The organism is Paenibacillus sp. W2I17, from assembly GCF_030815985.1.
Classification (GTDB): Bacteria; Bacillota; Bacilli; order Paenibacillales; family Paenibacillaceae; genus Paenibacillus.
On record NZ_JAUSXM010000001.1, the window covers coordinates 2500085 to 2518533 of the forward strand.

Genomic DNA, 18449 nt, shown 5'->3' on the forward strand with positions numbered 1-18449 from the left:
AGGTGATTGTTTGTGTCCTCACCTGTTCTGGGCATTATGACGTTGTACTTAAATGAACATCGCGCTCTTGAAGAACGAAGCGTTTATCGGAGAATGATTCTTGAAGGGCGCAAGCGGGGACTCGATATCTATGTATTCACACCAGCCGACGTACACCCCGGCGGCAAACAAATTGAAGCCATGGTTTTTCATGAGGGAAAAGGCTGGTCCAGGGAGTGGCGATCATTCCCGGACCTGATCTTTGATCGTTGCCGGATTCAGCGTAACCGAAGGTTCCAGCAATTGCTTGCTTTTCGTGAGAAATATGGGCATCTGCTCTTTCTGAACAGGCCACTGCGCAATAAATGGACTATCCACCAGACCCTTTTACAAAAAGCAAACTTTCGTGAACACCTGCCGGAAACCGCTCTATTTCAGGATATGTCCGATGTAAACCGGATGCTCAAAGTTTCTTCTCTGGTCTATCTCAAACCCATTAATGGAACAGGCGGACGTGGTATTCTGCGCATTGAACGCAGCAGTAGCGAGGCTAATACAGTGCTTGTTCAGGGGCGGGATCAGAAGCGTCGTATCATCACTCCACGTAAAGTTCATTTATCACGACTTGGCGCGTTGCTCCAGCACTGGAACATGAAAGACAAGTATCTTGTACAAAAGGGCATTCAACTTCAGCTTCCGAATGGACGTGTGCATGATTATCGCATGCTCGTTCAGAAGAACGCTGAAGGACAATGGGAGCTTACTGGATGTGCTGGACGCATGGGTGCAGAAAAAAGCGTGACCTCCAATCTGCATGGCGGCGGTCAGGCAATAGCGATGAACCGACTCATGAAGCAATGGATCGAAGATGACGACCTCCGGGCAGAAATTAACACAACTGCAGAAACGTTTGGCATTGATGTTGCTTCGTTTCTGGAAGATACGTATGGGGACCTGTGTGAGCTGGCACTGGATTTGGCGATTGACAGAAGCGGACGTATCTACCTGCTTGAAGTTAATCCCAAACCTGCGCGTGAAGTATTCGCTCGCATCGGGGAGCGGGATATCTATTATAAAGCCATCACTCAACCGCTGGAGTACGCCTTATGGGTATATCGCAACAGACCTCCCGGAACGTCCAGAAAGCCAGCCATTCCTAGGCCCGCTTCGCAAAAATCCGCCAGAGTAAAAAGAAAAAGGAAAGTCAAATGAATGGATAAGACAAAGCAGGAGTGTATGTTCGCCAAGTGCGAGCATCTGCCCCTGCTTCACTGTTTTTTATTTCTGTTCTTTCGTCCATTGCAGCGTGTCGTTGTCAATCACAATATACCCTTTTTCCTCACCTTGCACATAAGATAATGCCAATCTCATCAGGTCAGGTTCCAGTTGGCATGTGGTAACACGTGTAACCTGGTCTGTATGATCCGCGGGCAGGCACAACGTCAGAATACCCACTTTACCCGAGAAATCAGTCTTGCCCTGGATGACCGATGTTTCCGACTTGGAACCATACACCTCAGATACCCAGCCGGGCTGCTCCGTCAACGCGAAGGCTCCCTTCCCTATGCCTGCCGTAACCCAATGCATCGTCAGCGTTATAGAAGATGCCTCATAGCTCATATCCGCCGTCATTTCTCCAGCTTCATTGATCCTCAACGCAATATCCGCTTGCGGATGCAGGTGAAAACGTTGCTCCAGAGTATGCTCTGCTTCTGCCTCCAGCCAATCCACAATTAGTAGTATAGGAATCTCCACCCCTGCCAGCATCCACCGACGATGTGTAACTGGATCTGACAAATGCGTATATCCATCCTGCGAAGCATCAATGAAGTGATAGCTGTCATTGCTCTCCCAACGTAACGTTGTGGCCTGAGCCTCCGGTTCACCCCATTGCTGTGTGGAGAGATAAGGTGTCTGATCCAGACCATCCACCGTGACGGTATTGTGCGCCCGCGTACTTTTGAAATACCGACGCCATTTCCCTTCTTCATACGTATAACGTCCGGTGTCCGTGAAGAAAAGCTGGTTCTTCCACATCCACTCCACATTCAGCGCATCCGCATGTCCGTGTGCTCCGCCCATGGCAGCCACATCAAAAAAAAGATATTGATACTTGTCCCTCATGACATAATATCCTGTCTGCGGAAAAGCACGGCTCGACAAAGCCGGAGAAGAAGAAGCCTGTAGTCTGAGGCATCGCTCATATTTCTCCACACCCAGCAACCAGAGACACTCCGAGCTATCCGTTCCGCGAGCCATCAAATCATCATCGTCCAGGATCGCTCCAAGCAGGGTCAGTCGTTGTCGTCCATCGCCAACCCAATCCGAATCACCAATACCGGTAGACTGATGATCTGGTCGGATCAGCGCCTCGGTGAACGCAGCCATTTGGCGCAGACAGCGGGCATACCATGCCGAGAAAGGATGTCCTGATATCTCGCCCAACCGATAAGGGGTGCCAAACATCTCGATGCTGGCATTGTGGTAATGTGTTGTCAGTTCAACCTGTATTCCCTCTTCACCCAACTGATGCAGCAAACACAGCTCAAGACGTTCCATCGCCACTTGTCGCCAGTATGGACTTCGCGGGTGCTGGTGGTAGAACGTAGCGATCATGAACAACCCTTGCATATGCATAATGGCATGATTGATCTCCGTGCTGCCGAGGTAACGGGTCAAAAACTCGGCGTGCTCGTCCAGACCTTGTCGAAACTCCGCCTGAAAGCCTTCGTCTATCAGTGAACTCGCTTCCATATATTTATATGCCGATATCCAGGACTGCACACGTAGTCCCGTCTCCAGCAGACGCCACGGACCGGGTTTTTGAAAGAACACGGCCTCTTCATAAACCAGATTTACAGGTACCGGGTTTTGCTGTCTCCAGCTACGGAAGTGGTCAATAAATGCTGTCACATATAGCGGATTGCCCTTCATCAGATACGCCTTGCCCAGATCGAGCATATGCCAGTGTCGATTGATGCCCCATGTGAACTCCAGATCATTGGTCGGGTTGTGAAGCCAGTCCACGGGTGTCCCCATCGGAATCCAGCGATTCAGATCGTTGGTATAAGGAACGATAAATTCATTCAGGATGGCACGATTGGCAATCGTGAGCGAATTTCGGGCTTCTTCCGGAAAATGTTTTTCATAATATTGGGCAGCCCGTTGCAGATCCGTTGCCGAAAGGTAAAAATCGCTCATTGGGATGCCTCAAGGAAATCCTGACGGAACGGGGTAAACACATCCAAAATGACGGAGTCCTCCAGTGCCTTGACCCCATGCGGGACGTTAAAACCGGCATAAAAGCTGTCCCCTGCTTTTAAGATGCGAGTTTCTTCACCGACCTGTACCTCAAAGCTGCCTTTGACGATATAGCTGACCTGCTCGTGCGCATCATGGGAGTGAACTTCTCCAATACCACCTTTAGCAAAGGTAACCTCCACCATCATTAATGTACCGCCCATACCCAAGATCTTCCGGGAACTCGTTTCGTTCACGATATGTGCATCGATAGACGCATGATTAATAATCATTTTGCTTTTCCCCTTTCCTTGTGAATAAGCGACCGAAGTAGTTAAACCACGGCCGCTATGAACGTTTATTAGTCTTCTGTGGACAATTTACCCTGAAGTTTGGAAGAATCAAACGACGGATCAGCAGTTATGTTGGTCAGCCCTGCCGCTTTGGTTTTCTCCAGAGCTGCATTGTATCTTGTATCCAGATCCTTGATCACAGCATCGAGATCGCCACCCGTGAATACAAAGATTGAAAAAGCCTCACTCCATTTGGTGCCTTCCAGTGAACTCTCGGTTACCACACTTGGATTTGCCGGGAAAATGGCATCATATCGTTTGGGCAGGAAACCTTCAATACCCGGAATGCTTGGTTTTTTGTCAGAGCTTAGTACAGCAGGAATCAGTGAGATTCCGTATCCTTTTTCGTAATACTCACTCTGAAGATCTGTGCTGTACACATACGCCATAAACTTCCATGCCGCTTCCTTGTTGGCAGAATCTGCGTTGATGCCGATGTAGGAGCCCCCGATGACTTGCGAAGCGCCCTTGATCGTTCCATCATTAGTTGGTACAGGAGCGGCTGCCCAATTTTCTTTTGTAGGAAACTGATCTTTATATACACCTGGTTCACCAGAGTGGTTAATGTACATTCCGATTTTGCCTTGAGCAAACTGGGCTCTGAGCGGATCGATGTCCAGACTTTCTACCCCTGGCAACATGCTGCCATCCTGATTCATCTGACGAAGCGCCATTGCGATATCCTTGTACATCCCAAAATCAAATTGGCCTGTCTTGTAGTTGTAACCATCAATACCAACATTATTGCTTGCACCTGCAATCGTGTTGGCTGCTCTCCAGAAGCCGCTGCTGCTCTTGAACGGGCTGGCAAAACCATAGATTCCTTCACTTTTACCAACTTCGGTAATTTTTTTGGCATCCGCAACCATCTCAGCCAACGTTTTTGGCGGACTCTCGATCCCTGCCTTTTTGAAAATATCCTTATTATACACAAGCCGCCAGACCTGCCCTGTATTGGGGAGGGAATATATTTTTCCATCAATCGTGTTTTTATTTTCAATCAAGCTGTCTTTAAATACGGCCTTCATCTCATCACTCATGTATCCATCGATCGGGGCGAGATACCCCTTCTGATAATACGTCTGAAAATCATTAACTTGCAGCACATCGGGTGCCTGCTTACTGGCAAAAGCAATATCAACCGCCTGTGGATAGTTGTCCCCCATCACGGTCATCTCCACTTCAATGTTGTCCTTGTTCGTCTGGTTGAACTCATCGATCTTGGATTTCATAAAATCAGCATCATGGCGGTCCGGTGTCCAATATATGATTTTGGTTTTCCCTCCGGCATTCTCCCCGCTGGTCCCCGATTCGCTATTTGCCGAAGTACCACTGTCAGCAGAACAACCTGCCAAACTTAGCGCCAGCAATGCACTTAGCGTAGTCACCATCCACTTTTTAACCATTGATATGCCCCCTTATGCTTGTCTGGACAACCCGTTTGGTTATCCGTTAACGTAATGATAATCGCTACGCTTTCATGGAGGTGAGGGACATTCTGACTTTGCATGGTGGGAAAAATGACGATCCGTATCGGTTTCAATTCTCATACATTTGCCGGAAGCAGGTTGGCGTCATGCCGCAATATTTCTTGAACAAACCGCTGAAATAAGGCCTGTCCTCATAACCCAGCCTCTGGCAGATCTCTTGCACCTGTACACCTGCAACCAGCAACTCTTTGGCCTTTTCCATCCTCATCTTAGTAATATATTGAATCGGCGTTATGCCCGTTTCCTTTTTGAAGGCATTGGCAAAGTAACTCGGACTTAAATGCACGGATTGTGCACAGGCATGCAGCGTCAGATTTTCTGCAAGATTCAGACTGATATATTCCTGTGCTTTGCTAATCGCCTGTTTGACATCGGTGAGTCGTTTTTTGTCCATAATCTCGCAACCCATACTGCTAAAATGTTTGATATATCCCCTCCAGCCCTCAAACGTCAAGGAGCGCATCGCCTCAAGCACTGTCAGGTCGGCCTCCAGACGCAAGCGTTCCTCTGCTGTAATCTCATCACAAAAGGCACGGTAGATGGCAAAAGCCAGTCCAGACAGCAAACGAATCATCGTGAGCGGCTCGGGAAAACCTTCGGAAACCTGCCATTCTTCGAGAATTTCATCAATGATGCGGTGACAGGTGCTCTCATTACCACATTTCAGTGCATAAAAGAGCTCTTTCTCCTTCTCCAAAGGATATACCGGGGCCACACATGCCTGATTCTCCAGTTCAGCATACTGGAGGATGCAATTTCCTTCACTGTAAAAACGATAGGATATCGCCTGATCTGCATGTGCGTAGGACGTCCAGATTTCCTGTGGTCTGTGGGCAATCGTACCAACACCAATCGAGACTGTTTTTTTGCTGAATCGCTCCACATTTTGGCGACATTGCTCCATTAGCTCGGAGACGTCGATCTGGCTTGGTGTGTTAAATATGGCTGCAAGCCGGTATCGGTTTTCCCGTAAAACAACGCCCTTGGTATAGCGGCTTATGGTTTCTCCCACAATATTTTGGACCGCAAAAGGAACGATTTCGGCATCCAGATGCATCGTGTAACCATATCGCGTATAACCATCCACCTCGATGACCATGACGAGAAGATTGGATGAATCGAGATCAATATGCAGCTCGTTCCATCGACTTTCATTCAGGAAGCCCCCGATTTCATGACGCAACAAGCCCAGTAGATAGCTGTGACGCTCGTACTGACTGCTGCTCTCCACCTTCTGCTCCAACTGTTCCAACTGTTTGCACTGTGCCTGCTCTTCCTTAATCACCTGTCTTACCTTCAACACCGCACCGAGTATTTCTTCAGGGGTAAACGGTTTGAGCAAATAATCGGATGCACCAAGCTTGATGGCCTCCTGTGCATATTGGAAATCCGAATAACCACTGATGAAAATGAATTTGGCTCGCAGTCCGGCATCCATTGCCCGCTTCATTAGCTCCAGCCCGCTCAACTTGGGCATCCTGATATCACTAATCACGATGTCGGGTTGCTGCTCCAGCAACAAGGACCAACCGCGCTCTCCATTGCCCGCCGTGCCTACAATCCGAACCTGATGATCTTCCCACGGAATAGTTGAAGATATGCCCTTTACAACTGCCTGGATATCATCCATAATACACATCGTCAATTGGTCCATACTGCCCCTCCTCAGGTGATCGGAATCGTGATAACAACCGTTGTTCCTACATCTGTACTGCTATGAAACACAATCGAGGCCATATCCCCGTAGTGCAGGCTTAATCTGCCATGGAGATTGGATAAGGCATAACCTCTGCGTCCCCCGTCAGGAGCATCCTCAGCATAGATGCTGGCTACATCCATCCCACATCCATTGTCAGCCACCTCCAGCCGTAGTGTGTCACCCTGACGATCAATGCGGATGATGATAACGCCCAAATCTTCTTTGTCATTGAATCCATGCAGGATGGAATTCTCGACCAAGGGCTGAAGCAATATTTTTAAAATATCAACAGCGTAACAAGAGGGATCCCCCACCTCAATCCGATAAACGAACAGATCCTCATAACATTTTTGCTGAAGCTGCATGTATTGTTCGACATGTTTGATCTCCTGCTCCACACTGGTGATGTCTTTCCCATCATTCAGTCCCAGACGGAATAATAAGGATAAGGAGACGATCATCTCACTTACATCCTTCTTCTCTCCGCTCTCACTTTTCCAGAACATCGTATTCAGCGTATTGTAGAGGAAATGAGGATCAACCTGCGCCTGAAGCGCCTTGACTTCAAACCGCCGTTTGTCTTGTTCCGTTGTACGTACTTCTTCAAACAGAATCTGAATCTGGTCCAACATCCGATTGAAACGATGCCCTACAGCGCTGACTTCATCGTCATACTTGCTGCGAAACCGTACATCCAGATCATTGGACTCCACCTCAACCATCAGGCGTCGCAGTTTGTTCAGTGGCTTCAGCAGAGCGGAGGCCAGCAGCCTGGACAACCCGAGTGCGAGCAAAATGCAAAACAACATAATCAGGATGATCAGCCAGCGTATCTTTTGTAGGGGGGACAACAAGTCAGCCTTGGACTGGACACTTACCATGACCCAATCCTCGTTCATCGACAATGCCGAATAGTTAACAAGCATGTCCTCCCCCTGATCGTTCCTGTAGGTGAAATCCCCAGCATCGTCACGGCTAAACTGTTGGGTAAAGTCAGGCTCCATAATGAAATCGTAATTTCGGGACCTGGGCCGAATGACTTCATTTCCGTTTTTGTGCAGCAAAAACAGTTGAATCTGGTTATTCATGAGATCCTGCGTCAGAATGTCTCGCATCGCCTCTTCCTTCATATTGACGACCATATATACATTCGAATAGGTATGATTATCGATCACAATGGGTTTGAGCAATAGAGATAATACATTTCCTTGAGATTGGAACAACTCACTCTGATGTGAACCAAACCACATCGTATTCCAGCCTTGCAGCTTCACGTAGCGTCCGTATTCCCTGTCGAACGAGTTACTGCGATTCGGAAAATCTTTGGTCGAGAAAAAATCACCGATGGGTGTTGTCAGATATGCGGTATCAATCAGCGGCTCTACGAGCTTCAATTGAGCAAACGATGTTTGCAGCAGCGAGAGATTCTGATAATAATGAGATGTTTTATTTTTTCCCACGTCCTTCATGACCTGGGTGAATGCTTCATTGAGCATAAAAGAAAAAGAGGATACAACAATGTGCCTTAGATGTTCATCCATAACCTGCACTGATTTGTTCAGAATGCTTTGTTTCAGTTCAAGTGCATTCTGCTCAATGCTTCGTGCAGCAAAGAGATAAGAGCATATCCCAGTCACACTGATGCACAAGACAACGAGAAAAATGTACAGCAGCTGTATTCTTTTTTTCAGGGACATTTTATAAAAGTCGAACATCATCGGCGCTCGCTCCTTGAACACGGCTTGGTCCGTCCGCTGTGAATTAAAATGAGTATAGCACAGTGGAATTACCCGTAAAACCGTTTCCATGATTGTGCTCACGCCTATCCTTTCACAGCTCCCAAGGTCACCTGCATGAATGATTTGTTGGCAAAAATATAAACGATGAGCAGCGGCAAAATGGACAGACAGGCTCCGCCCATCATCAGTTGGACCTCAGCCGCAGCTCCGATGCCATATCGCAGATTAGCCAGCCCAACCGGCAAAGTCTGCAAGTCCGGATTGCTCATGGTGAACACAAAAGGAAGAATATATTCATTCCATGAACTCTGGAATACACCCAGACCTGCAACGGCGAGTCCGGGCCGCAGGAGCGGAAGAATAATTCGCCAGTATGTGGTGAAGAAATTACAGCCATCAATCATCGCCGCTTCATCCAGTTCGCGCGGAATGCTCTTGAAGAAACCAATCAGAATAAAGTATGTGGCAGCGTGTGCGCTGATCAATATAATAATAACGCCCCACAACGTGGTATTCAGCCCAAGCTTCACCATGAGGTCAAATTGCGGACGCAGCACAACTGCGCCTATGGAAATAAACAGAGTAGATGCCATGAGCAGGGTGTACCCCTTTTTCCCTTTGAAATTCACTCGATCCACAGCGTAGGCTGACATCGAAGCTACCAGCAACGTGCCAACTGTTGTACTGATGCTAACAAACACGCTGTTCATCGTAAAACCCGAAAAATTGGCGGTTTTCCAAGCCTGAGCATAGTTGGAGAACTGCCAAATCTTCGGCCAGATGGTAGCTCCTCCGGTCAATTCCTGGTTTGTTTTGAAGGAACCGAGCAATACAAGTATGATGGGGAACAGCGACAGCAGAGCGATTGCGATCAAAAACAACCAAAGTACCGTTCGTTTGGTCCAGCGAATGAGTTGGGGAGACCCTGAGGGTGCAAGTACGTTTTGAGTCATCATCGTTTCCTCCTGAATGGGATTAATAGACATCATTGAGCTTTTTGGATATCCGGAAATAAATGAGCGTCACAGCCCCTACGATGAGAGCCGTTGTGAAACCGACTGCACTGCCATAACCGAGCTGCTGGAGTGATTGTGTGTCAGCCGACACGGGAAACAACAGTTTGAACAAATACAGATACATCACCTCTGTTTTGCCATATGGCCCCCCTTCGGTCAGCACCATAATACTCTCGTAACCTTTCAGCGCCGTGGTAATTGCCAGCATGATGATCATCTGCAAGACAGGACCCAGCAACGGAATCGTTACATTCCGCAGTTTCTGAAACTCACTCGCTCCATCCAGCGATGCCGCCTCATAAAGCTCTTCAGGAATGCTCTGAAGACCCGCAATGAACAACAACATATAGTTGCCCACAGCCCCCCAGATGGCGATGATGATGGTTGTTAACATGGCATGTTCAGCCCCCAGCCAGCTAATGGATTCGGAGATCACATGATACTTAAGCAGCAATTGGTTCAATATTCCGTTATAGGAGTTGAAAATAATAAAAAATACAATCGCCATGACCGAAGCGCTAAAAATAGTAGGAAGATAATAGATCGCCCTAAAGAGGGATCGCCCTCTCCATTTGCGATTCAGAATAATCGCCAGAGTTAACGACAGTGGAATTGTAACGACGAGTTTGCCCAGGGCATACACACCCGTGTTGCCTACAGAATCCCAGAATTGCCCGTCACGCAAAATGCGCCCAAAATTATCAAGCCCGATGAAGACAGGCGTCCCGATGCCTTGATAATCATAGAACATGTAACGCAGCGCCCATAACAGCGGATAGATCCCGAATACAAGAGTTAAAAAAAGACTTGGAAAGATGAATATATAGGCATGTATTTTGGATGGTTTCACCAGAATCGGACCCCCTATAGCTTTTGAATGAAGTATAGAGGGAATATGAAGGAAAGCGGGATAGGGAAATCAACTTTCTACAGGGGAGAATGTGACTGCATGACCAAACAAAAAAACCTGTATTCAACGAATTTCCGTTGAGTCTACAGGTTCATATCATGTGGTTCGTAATCTTAAATCTCAGTATACGTATACAGCGTAGAGGCTACTCTGCTTCATCATACAGGCGCAGCAGTTCTGTGAAATCAGAGATGAGCACATCTGAGCCTGCAAGCTCCTCATCACGTCCGAACCCGGCATAGGCACAGCCGATGACCGCCTGACCGTTCATTTTACCCGCTTCCACATCAGAAGAGCGATCCCCTACCATCCATGCGTCCTGAATACGATGTTTCTCAAGCAGGATCTGCACCAGATTAATCTTGGAAGGAGTCTTGTACTGGCCTGCACTGTATACCCCTTCAAAGAAAGGCATAATCTCGTGTGCAAACGCCACACCCTTCACATAGTCCTCCAGCCCATTACTTGCGACAAAAAGACGTACTCCTTGTTGTTTTAATGTTTGCAGCGTTTCTTTCACCCCAGGATACAATTGAGAACTTCCTTGATCAAGCCCCTCAATCTCCAGTTGAAGCAACAGTTCGTCTGCACGGCGATGTGCCGCTTCCGACGCCTCAGGCATAACCACTTTCCATATATCTTCGAGCAACATGCCCAAACTTCCCAGCATCCGTTCCTCGGGTGGAGTTTCTCCTTCAAAGTGCCCTTCGGCACGCAATGTATCAAATAGTTGCTGGTAAGCTGGCAACAACAGGGTCTCTGTCTGGAACAGCGTACCATCCATGTCAAAAATCATCGCTTCCGGTTTGAGCAATACCTTCTCTTTATTCATGTCCAATGTTCCTTTCGGATTGGGATATTGTATATGTAATTGGAGTCGTTCCCTTCCCATGATAAACATAACGTTTGAACGTGTAAACCAACGATTGTAAAACATCATCAACCCCAACCTTATACTTCATCAACCAAACGTTATATTGTAGTTAAACAAACTATATACAAAAGAAGTTTCTTTACGTATAATACTAAAAAATAGTGCTTTAGACACCTAATCTAAAGACCTACAATTATCACATTTTCGGTTTTTTCGACAACTACATATACCCCATAGAGAGGAATAACAAACATGAAAAAGCGTAAGACCTTTAAGATTTTTTATAAGATCGGATTAGGATACTTACTCGTACTGGCTGTACTGGCTGGTTGCATCCTGCTGATTCAGAACAGCACAAGTCAGCTCCAACGGGAACTGGATTTTCTGGTCGATCACGATATGAGAGTACACGCCCTAACCTATGAACTCGAAAGAAACATGGTAGATATGGAAACAGGTCAACGCGGTTACATCATCACTGGTCAGGACAATTATCTCGATCCCTACACCCAAGGAAAAGCGCAACTTATTACACTCAGAGATGAACTTGCTGCTTTAATTTCGGATAATCCGGCTCAACTTGCACTTTTGGAAGACATACATACTAATATGGAGAACTGGGTCCAGGTCGCTGGTGAACCTATGGTCGCCCTTCGCCAAGCAAATAATACACAGGCCATTCGAGATTTTTTCGCAGATGATCCAGGTAAAAGAGACATGGACCAGATTCGGACTGCTCTCGATACGTTTCGAACCAACGAGCATACGTTAACCGATAACCGTACAGAAGCACTGAAGCAAAAAAACACACTACTGAACCTGGAACTGTATGGGGCACTTATCGTTGTGGCCATTATCTCCTTCATCACTGCTTTGGTCCTGTCACGTGCCATTGTTAGAAACATTCGTACCGTAAAGCAGGCATTAAATGACATCGGTTCTTCCAATGGTGACCTGACACTGAGAATCGCTACGCCAATGAAAGACGAAACTCGTGAACTCGCGGAGGCAGCCAATACAATGCTCACTGGTTTGCAGCAAATGATGCTGGACATTCAGAGCAATGCCATGATTCTGAGCACAGCTTCGGATCGATTAGATAAAGGGGTTTGCCGATAGCCATCTTGCAGGAAAAGAAGTTGCCACTGCCATGGAACGTGTCGCTGAAGGCGCTGATGAACAGGTTGCTCTTACGCAAACCATGGTAGCTGCGATGCAGCAATCCCTCAACGGGCTTAATCGTGTCGCCTCCTCGGCAAGTGATGTGGCAGGCCGTGCAGTTCGTACCGAATCCATTGCTGTGGATGGGCAACAGCGCATTGATAATGCTGTAGGTAAAATGAGTTCCATTGAGCAATCCTTCCTCTCTGTACAGGAAGCCATTAATGAAATTTCGAAGATGTCTGATCAAGTGATCAACATTGCAGATTCAATGTCGGGTATTGCGAGACAAACCAATCTGCTTGCACTTAACGCCGGAATTGAAGCTGCCCGCGCTGGGGAAAATGGACGCGGCTTCGCTGTCGTTGCCGCGGAAATCCGTAATCTCGCAGACCAAAGTGCAACATCAGCCAAAGAGATTACAAGTATATTGGAAACCGTGGTAGCAGGTGTTCAAAGTACGGTCCAGGTGGTTGATGAGAGCACGCTACATGTGAATGAAGGGTTGCGGACCATTGAGGATGCAGGTAATGCTTTTTCAACCATTACTCAGCATATTCATAACCTCAGTGGTGAAGTTCTGGAGGTCTCTGCTGTTGTCGAGGAGTTAACTTCCGGTAGTGAGGCTGTGATGAAGTCCATTAATGAAGTATCGGCTGTTGTGGAAGATACTGCATCAGCCACGGAAGAAGTATCTGCGATGACGGAGGAACAACTTGCTTCTCTGCAGGAAATGTCTGACACGTCCAAGCAGTTGAATGAAATGTCCGATGCACTTGATCAGCTGGTTAAGCGATTCAAGCTGGCGTGACCTGAATCAACATACTGATAAAATGTCTATATAACTCTATCCTGCGTCAACACAAAGGAAAGAAGCATCGCAGACAGGCACACCTATGCCACTGCGATGCTTCTTGGTATTAAGGAGAGCTGATACATTTAGAGGTACGGCAGGTACTTCGAAATGAAAAAACCTGACCCTCCTTTTCTTATCCTGATTGTTCCGTGTTCCGTAGCGCTTCCAGTATCAATTGTGCCTGATACCCATCGTTAAAATCATATATCTTAGCTGGTTTGCCCTGTATACGGGCAATGACATGTTTAAGAACCGGCAATTCACTGGCGGATTCAAGCACTTCCACTGGAGACAGTGACTGCCCCACCAGACCCGTCTTCAAATCTTCCCAATTTTCCAGAGCAATCGTGCCTTTTGTACCGTACACCACCATGGATACACGTTCTTCCCCCGCAAATTGAGAGATGCCGTTTAGCTGAATTCGGGTTCCGTCTTCCAGTTCCATTGCAGCCTGTACTTCTAGTTCACAGTCTCCATTCTCAGGATATTGAACCTGAGTGTTCACTACCCGGATGGCACCAAACACCTTTTGAATCATATGAACCCAGTGAATCCCCACTTCAAGAATAAATCCACCCTGTTCCCGGCTCGTAATCCATGCATTCTGTTGCCAAGATCGTGGCCACTGCGGGAATTGCAAAATGAGATCTATTTTGCGAATTGCCCCCACAGTACCCTGCTCAATCATCTCTTGCAACTTCAGTACGGAAGGTTCATGCGGCATAGAGAAGTGGATGGCATGAACAACGCCCGCCTGCTCTGCTGCATCCAGCATCTTTTTGGCTTCTTCTACACTATTGGCAAGCGGTTTCTCGCAGAATACGTGAATTTTGCGCTCCAGCGCTTCCATGACAACCTGATAATGAAATTTCGGCGGAACTGCAATATACAGCAGATCAATCTGATGTTCATTCATCATTTGCTTGTAATCCGTATACGTCCTAACTCCCTGATGAGAAGCTGCAAAAGACGCCAAACCTTCCTCATTCGCATCACACACCGCTACAATCTCAATCTCCGTTTCCATCTTGGTATTCTCGATTAGATGAACCATATGTAATCCCATTTTACCCAGCCCAATCAGAGCCATCTTGATGACTGTCATTCCATCCCCTCCCAATTCCTTTCCAGTATAGCAGAAAGCAAAGAATTGCGAATGCGATGCGTTGATACGAAAAAAGATAAATCTCTAGCTTTGAAGTCGCTATTAGAGACTGAAATTCATCATTGTTAGTCATATTTTTACATTATTTGTAACTTCGTAAAGATTGGGTAATTCGTTGCAGGGATATATAACCAATTATTTTTACTTTATCCAGCAACACTTAAAGCGTTACCAACTTAAGAATCAGGAATTTAGACTCACAAAAACAGGTTGACAAAAAACCACAAAAAAAGATACTCTTCCTAATAACAATGAATATTTCCTCTTACAACCTTAGACTGTAACTTGCATTCAATAAATGGAATATGCGTATGGTTCTAATAACTTATTTCATGAAGCGAGGTGTCCCGCATGAGAACAGTTGCGGACTATTTGGCAGAAACTCTGCGTAATCTAGGCGTTACTCATGTCTTTGGTATTATTGGTAAATCCATCTGTCCTGCTGTACTGAAAATGGTGGATTACGGATTAGAGTTCATTCCAGGCCGTCATGAATCCAGCTCAGGTTTTGCCGCATCCGGTTATGCATTACAGACAGGTAAACTCGGCGTTGCCTTTGCCACATCCGGCCCAGGCGGAACCAATCTGCTTACTGCAGCAGCTCATGCAAAGGCCAACAATCTGCCTGTACTGTTTATTACGGGTCATCAATCCATTCAGGAACTGGGGCTCCCCCAGTGTCAGGATTCTTCTTCCTATCTGGCTGATCTGGCCGAGATGTTCAGACCTGCTACGCTATTCAGCAAACTGGTTGAGCGTGGAGATCACTTCGGCACACTGCTGAACCATGCCCTTTCCATTGCACTCGGCCCTAATAAAGGCCCTGTTCACCTCTGTATTCCTTTTGACGTACAGACCGAGTTGTTATCCCAATGCCGGATTGTCATTCCCGAACCGGAACCTCTGCTTAGCGTATCTAACCTGAATCGCATTCTTCCTCTCATTCAACAATCCAACCGCCCTTTAATTATTGCTGGTAAAGGTGTAAGTCGGGCCAGAGCCCATGATGAATTGCTTCAATTGGCCGAATCGTTCAACATTCCCGTCATTACTACTCCTGGTGGAAAAGGAGCGATTGCGTGGGACCATCCCCTGTACCATGGACCTTGTGGTGTTGGAGGTTTCCCGCATGCAGACGACATGTTGAACCAAAGTGACCTTTATATCGTACTCGGTTCACGTCTGAGTGACATGACCCTCTGCAATCTGAAGCCTGATCATCACCCGGCATACCTCATTCAATTTGACGCTGATCCTACATTTGTAGGAAAGATTCTGAGCGCTCAAACCTTACATATCACCGGTGATTTGAAGGACAACCTGCAATATTTGCTGGGCACATTAGAAGACCTCCCTACTCCTGTGAGAACAAAGGCACCCATGGATTACACTGTCCCTTTACCAGATCTCCCCCAACTGTCTCTGGCTTCTGTGCTAAATGGAATGAGCGATCTGCTTCCGTACGATCATAAGCTGTTTGTTGATGATGGCAGCCATGGATTTCATGCGGTTCAGCGATATAAAGTCAAGAAACCAGGCAGCTTTGTGTTTGACGCTTACTTTGCCTGCATGGGGAACGCCATTGGTATGGCGATAGGTGCAAAGGCCGCTTCACCTGAAGAGACCGTTGTATGTATCACCGGGGATGGATGTTTCATGATGCTGGGGACGGAGATCAATACCGCGGTATGCAACAATCTGAACGTCATTTTCATTGTCGTTAACAACAAACAACTGGACATGGCTCTCAAAGGAATGGAAAAAACAACAGGCAGGATCGATGGCACCTTATTTGAGGTTCCCATGGATGCAGCCAAATTCGCCGAATCTCTGGGAGCTGTCGCTTTCCGGGCAGAGACACATGAAGAATTCTCATCTGCGCTGAGCACAGCCCAAACGTTGAATCAGGTGACTGTCATTGAGCTTCTGACCGATCGAGATGAAATTCCACCCACGGCTCACCGCACCGTAACTTTGAATTAGGAGGAGTAGATCATGAGTGAACATGTAGCTCAGGGACTGGACCGTTTTGCTAAACTTTCTGGTGAGTACGGCGCAAGAGCTCTCGCACCCATCAAAGAACATTTTCCCGAATTGTCGGAATTTATTATGGGGACGGCGTACGGGGATATTTTTCAGCGCACCACGATTACGGATCAATGGAAGGAAGTTGCTATCATCTCTTCGTTGATCACCCAAGGACAGTATGAACAATTGGGCGTACATTACACGATGGCTCTAAGCGTGGGAGTGACGGTGGATCAGCTCAAGGGAATATTGCTACATCTGGCGCCATGTGTGGGTGCTCCACGCATTATAAGTGCATTTAATATTTTGCTTGCCACCTTGGACGAAATACAGTAATTCACTTTTCTACATTTTTATACATGATTCGACTTTTTTATTGATCTTTTTACATTCCTACCTTTATAATATGGTTAAATTATCCTTCGAACCAGCTCGCATCTTAGAAGCTTTCGGCAGAGGCCCAATGGGCTGCGTATCCATTAGCAGGATAGCCTTAACTCATTTAAAGGAGAGAGATCAAACATGGGAAATTTCATTCTGAAGACTGACGTTCCAAACAAGGTGTTAAACATTGAACTGGAGGGTTCTTTCTCTCAAGAAGACGGTTTGCGTTCCATCTCGGCCTACCAGGATACGATCGCTCCTATTAACACCAAGGAGTATGACCTGAACATCGATTGCAAAAAGTTGAATGTTACTGCTCCGGAGATTGTTCCTCTTCTGGAAGGCTGCCTCCAATTGTTCAAAAAAGATGAATATAAAAAAGTCGTGTTGACCCTCGAGAACAACGCGATTCTAAAAATGCAATTGTCCCGGCTCGGCCGGTCAGTCGGTCTGGACAATCTCGAAATCATATCTACCGTTACCACTTAATAAACCAGGCGGACAAGCTGTGAATTCACCCTTCCGCTCAAGAGGAGAATGAAGATGGCCGGAATTCGTATTGTAGATATCGATATCTATCATCCAGCAACCAAGGTGCACAATGATTTTTATATTGAACATTTTGATGCAAGAGGTGTAGATATTCGTGGATTGTTACAGGCACTTGGTCGTGATACACGTTATAAAATTGACAACGATGACGAAAATTCACTAAGCATGGCCTATGAGGCAGCCAGTAACCTACTGGAAAAAACCGGACTCACCGGTGCAGATATTGATCTGATTGCTTATGCAAGCCAAACGCCAGAATACATCTTTCCTACGAATTCCTTGATGATTCATCGCCTGATTAACGGAGCTTCTCACACGATCTGTATTGACAGTAACGCGAACTGTGCAGGCATGACTGCTGCTTTCGAACAGGTTAGCCGGCAGATGCTGGGCAATCCTCGAATTCGCCGGGCATTAATCATCGGCTCCGATTACGTGGCTCCTCACGCCAGTCCCGATGATCCCGTATACTTCGCCAATTTCGGTGATGCAGGAGCGGCGGTTATTGTAGAGCGGGATGAACAGGCTGTCGGTTTCATTGATTCCATCTATCAGACGGATACCTGTGTGTATGGTAATTCTCTTTTTCCTGCACAAGGCTTGGCAAAACTGGGCAAAACGGGTGTAGATGCGGGTGCCTTTCATGTGAAATTCATCCCATTTGATGATTCCATCTGTGTGGATGCCGCTTCAGAGTCCATTCGTACGTTGCTGAATCGCAACGAGATTAGACCAGACGAGATCAAAGCCGCCTGCTTCTCCCAGCTATCCATTAGTAACATTCGGGCTGTATCCGAGAACGTCGGCATTGCTGGTGATATTGCCGTCTACATTGGCGATGAATTCGGATATACCTCAACCAGCAGTCCATTCATTGCATTGCATCGGGCGGTTACAAGCGGTCAGATTCAGCGCGGTGACAAAGTGTTGTTCTGGACCGTTGGAGCCGGGTGGCAAAATGTTGCCATGGTGGTAGAATACTAGGCCTTACTTCGCCAAAATT

Annotated in this window: 16 protein-coding genes; 7 read left to right on the forward strand and 9 right to left on the reverse strand. The window is 46.9% G+C overall.

Translation table 11 applies throughout. The features are described 5' to 3' along the window. Positions 1-12: 12 nt before the first annotated feature. Positions 13-1191 (forward strand): YheC/YheD family endospore coat-associated protein, encoded by a 1179-nt coding sequence (locus QF041_RS10915; RefSeq protein WP_307414038.1) that lies wholly within the window; start codon positions 13-15, stop codon positions 1189-1191. Between the two features lie 66 nt (positions 1192-1257). Here the strand turns inward: QF041_RS10915 and QF041_RS10920 are convergent, their stop codons facing one another. The 8 genes from QF041_RS10920 to QF041_RS10955 all read right to left on the reverse strand — a co-directional run bounded on the left by QF041_RS10920 (position 1258) and on the right by QF041_RS10955 (position 11258). Further along, entirely contained in the window at positions 1258-3180 is a 1923-nt protein-coding gene (locus QF041_RS10920; RefSeq protein WP_307414039.1) for an alginate lyase family protein, read from the reverse strand. After that, positions 3177-3512, reverse strand: coding sequence for a cupin domain-containing protein (locus tag QF041_RS10925; protein WP_036669940.1), 336 nt, complete (start codon positions 3510-3512; stop codon positions 3177-3179). Before QF041_RS10925 ends, QF041_RS10920 begins: the two co-directional genes overlap by 4 nt. Before the next feature lie 68 nt (positions 3513-3580). After that, positions 3581-4978 carry an ABC transporter substrate-binding protein gene (locus QF041_RS10930; protein WP_307414041.1) on the reverse strand — a complete coding sequence of 466 codons (1398 nt, stop codon included), beginning with the start codon at positions 4976-4978 and terminating at the stop codon, positions 3581-3583. A gap of 133 nt (positions 4979-5111) precedes the next feature. Next, positions 5112-6716: a helix-turn-helix domain-containing protein gene (locus QF041_RS10935; RefSeq protein WP_307414042.1), complete on the reverse strand. Its 1605-nt coding sequence runs from the start codon at positions 6714-6716 to the stop codon at positions 5112-5114. 11 nt (positions 6717-6727) lie between these two features. Further along, the gene (locus QF041_RS10940) at positions 6728-8479 is read right to left on the reverse strand and encodes a sensor histidine kinase (protein ID WP_307414044.1); all 1752 of its coding nucleotides are present in this window, start codon (positions 8477-8479) and stop codon (positions 6728-6730) included. 104 nt (positions 8480-8583) lie between these two features. Then, complete coding sequence (locus QF041_RS10945) at positions 8584-9453, reverse strand: carbohydrate ABC transporter permease (RefSeq protein WP_307416948.1); 870 nt, start codon at positions 9451-9453, stop codon at positions 8584-8586. 22 nt (positions 9454-9475) lie between these two features. Beyond that, complete coding sequence (locus QF041_RS10950) at positions 9476-10366, reverse strand: carbohydrate ABC transporter permease (protein WP_307414045.1); 891 nt, start codon at positions 10364-10366, stop codon at positions 9476-9478. Between the two features lie 205 nt (positions 10367-10571). Then, the gene (locus QF041_RS10955) at positions 10572-11258 is read right to left on the reverse strand and encodes an HAD family hydrolase (RefSeq protein ID WP_307414047.1); all 687 of its coding nucleotides are present in this window, start codon (positions 11256-11258) and stop codon (positions 10572-10574) included. Positions 11259-11552: 294 nt separating this feature from the next. Here QF041_RS10955 and QF041_RS10960 point away from each other — a divergent pair, with 294 nt between their 5' ends. Together QF041_RS10960 and QF041_RS10965 are read left to right on the forward strand one after the other, a co-directional pair. Next, entirely contained in the window at positions 11553-12419 is an 867-nt protein-coding gene (locus QF041_RS10960; protein WP_307414048.1) for a CHASE3 domain-containing protein, read from the forward strand. A 31-nt stretch (positions 12420-12450) separates the two neighbouring features. Further along, positions 12451-13272, forward strand: a complete 822-nt coding sequence (locus QF041_RS10965; RefSeq protein ID WP_307414050.1) for a methyl-accepting chemotaxis protein — start codon at positions 12451-12453, stop codon at positions 13270-13272. 178 nt (positions 13273-13450) lie between these two features. Here QF041_RS10965 and QF041_RS10970 read toward each other — a convergent pair whose 3' ends face one another. Further along, positions 13451-14422 carry a Gfo/Idh/MocA family protein gene (locus tag QF041_RS10970; protein ID WP_307414052.1) on the reverse strand — a complete coding sequence of 324 codons (972 nt, stop codon included), beginning with the start codon at positions 14420-14422 and terminating at the stop codon, positions 13451-13453. Positions 14423-14833: 411 nt separating this feature from the next. Between QF041_RS10970 and QF041_RS10975 the strand changes: the two genes are divergently transcribed. The 4 genes from QF041_RS10975 (at position 14834) to QF041_RS10990 (ending at position 18430) form a co-directional block, all read left to right on the forward strand. Continuing rightward, positions 14834-16465: a thiamine pyrophosphate-binding protein gene (locus QF041_RS10975; RefSeq protein WP_307414053.1), complete on the forward strand. Its 1632-nt coding sequence runs from the start codon at positions 14834-14836 to the stop codon at positions 16463-16465. Between the two features lie 12 nt (positions 16466-16477). Beyond that, positions 16478-16846: a carboxymuconolactone decarboxylase family protein gene (locus QF041_RS10980; RefSeq protein WP_017689521.1), complete on the forward strand. Its 369-nt coding sequence runs from the start codon at positions 16478-16480 to the stop codon at positions 16844-16846. A gap of 186 nt (positions 16847-17032) precedes the next feature. Next, entirely contained in the window at positions 17033-17383 is a 351-nt protein-coding gene (locus tag QF041_RS10985) for a hypothetical protein (RefSeq protein ID WP_124113814.1), read from the forward strand. 54 nt (positions 17384-17437) lie between these two features. Continuing rightward, positions 17438-18430, forward strand: coding sequence for a 3-oxoacyl-[acyl-carrier-protein] synthase III C-terminal domain-containing protein (locus tag QF041_RS10990; RefSeq protein ID WP_307414056.1), 993 nt, complete (start codon positions 17438-17440; stop codon positions 18428-18430). Positions 18431-18449: the final 19 nt, after the last annotated feature.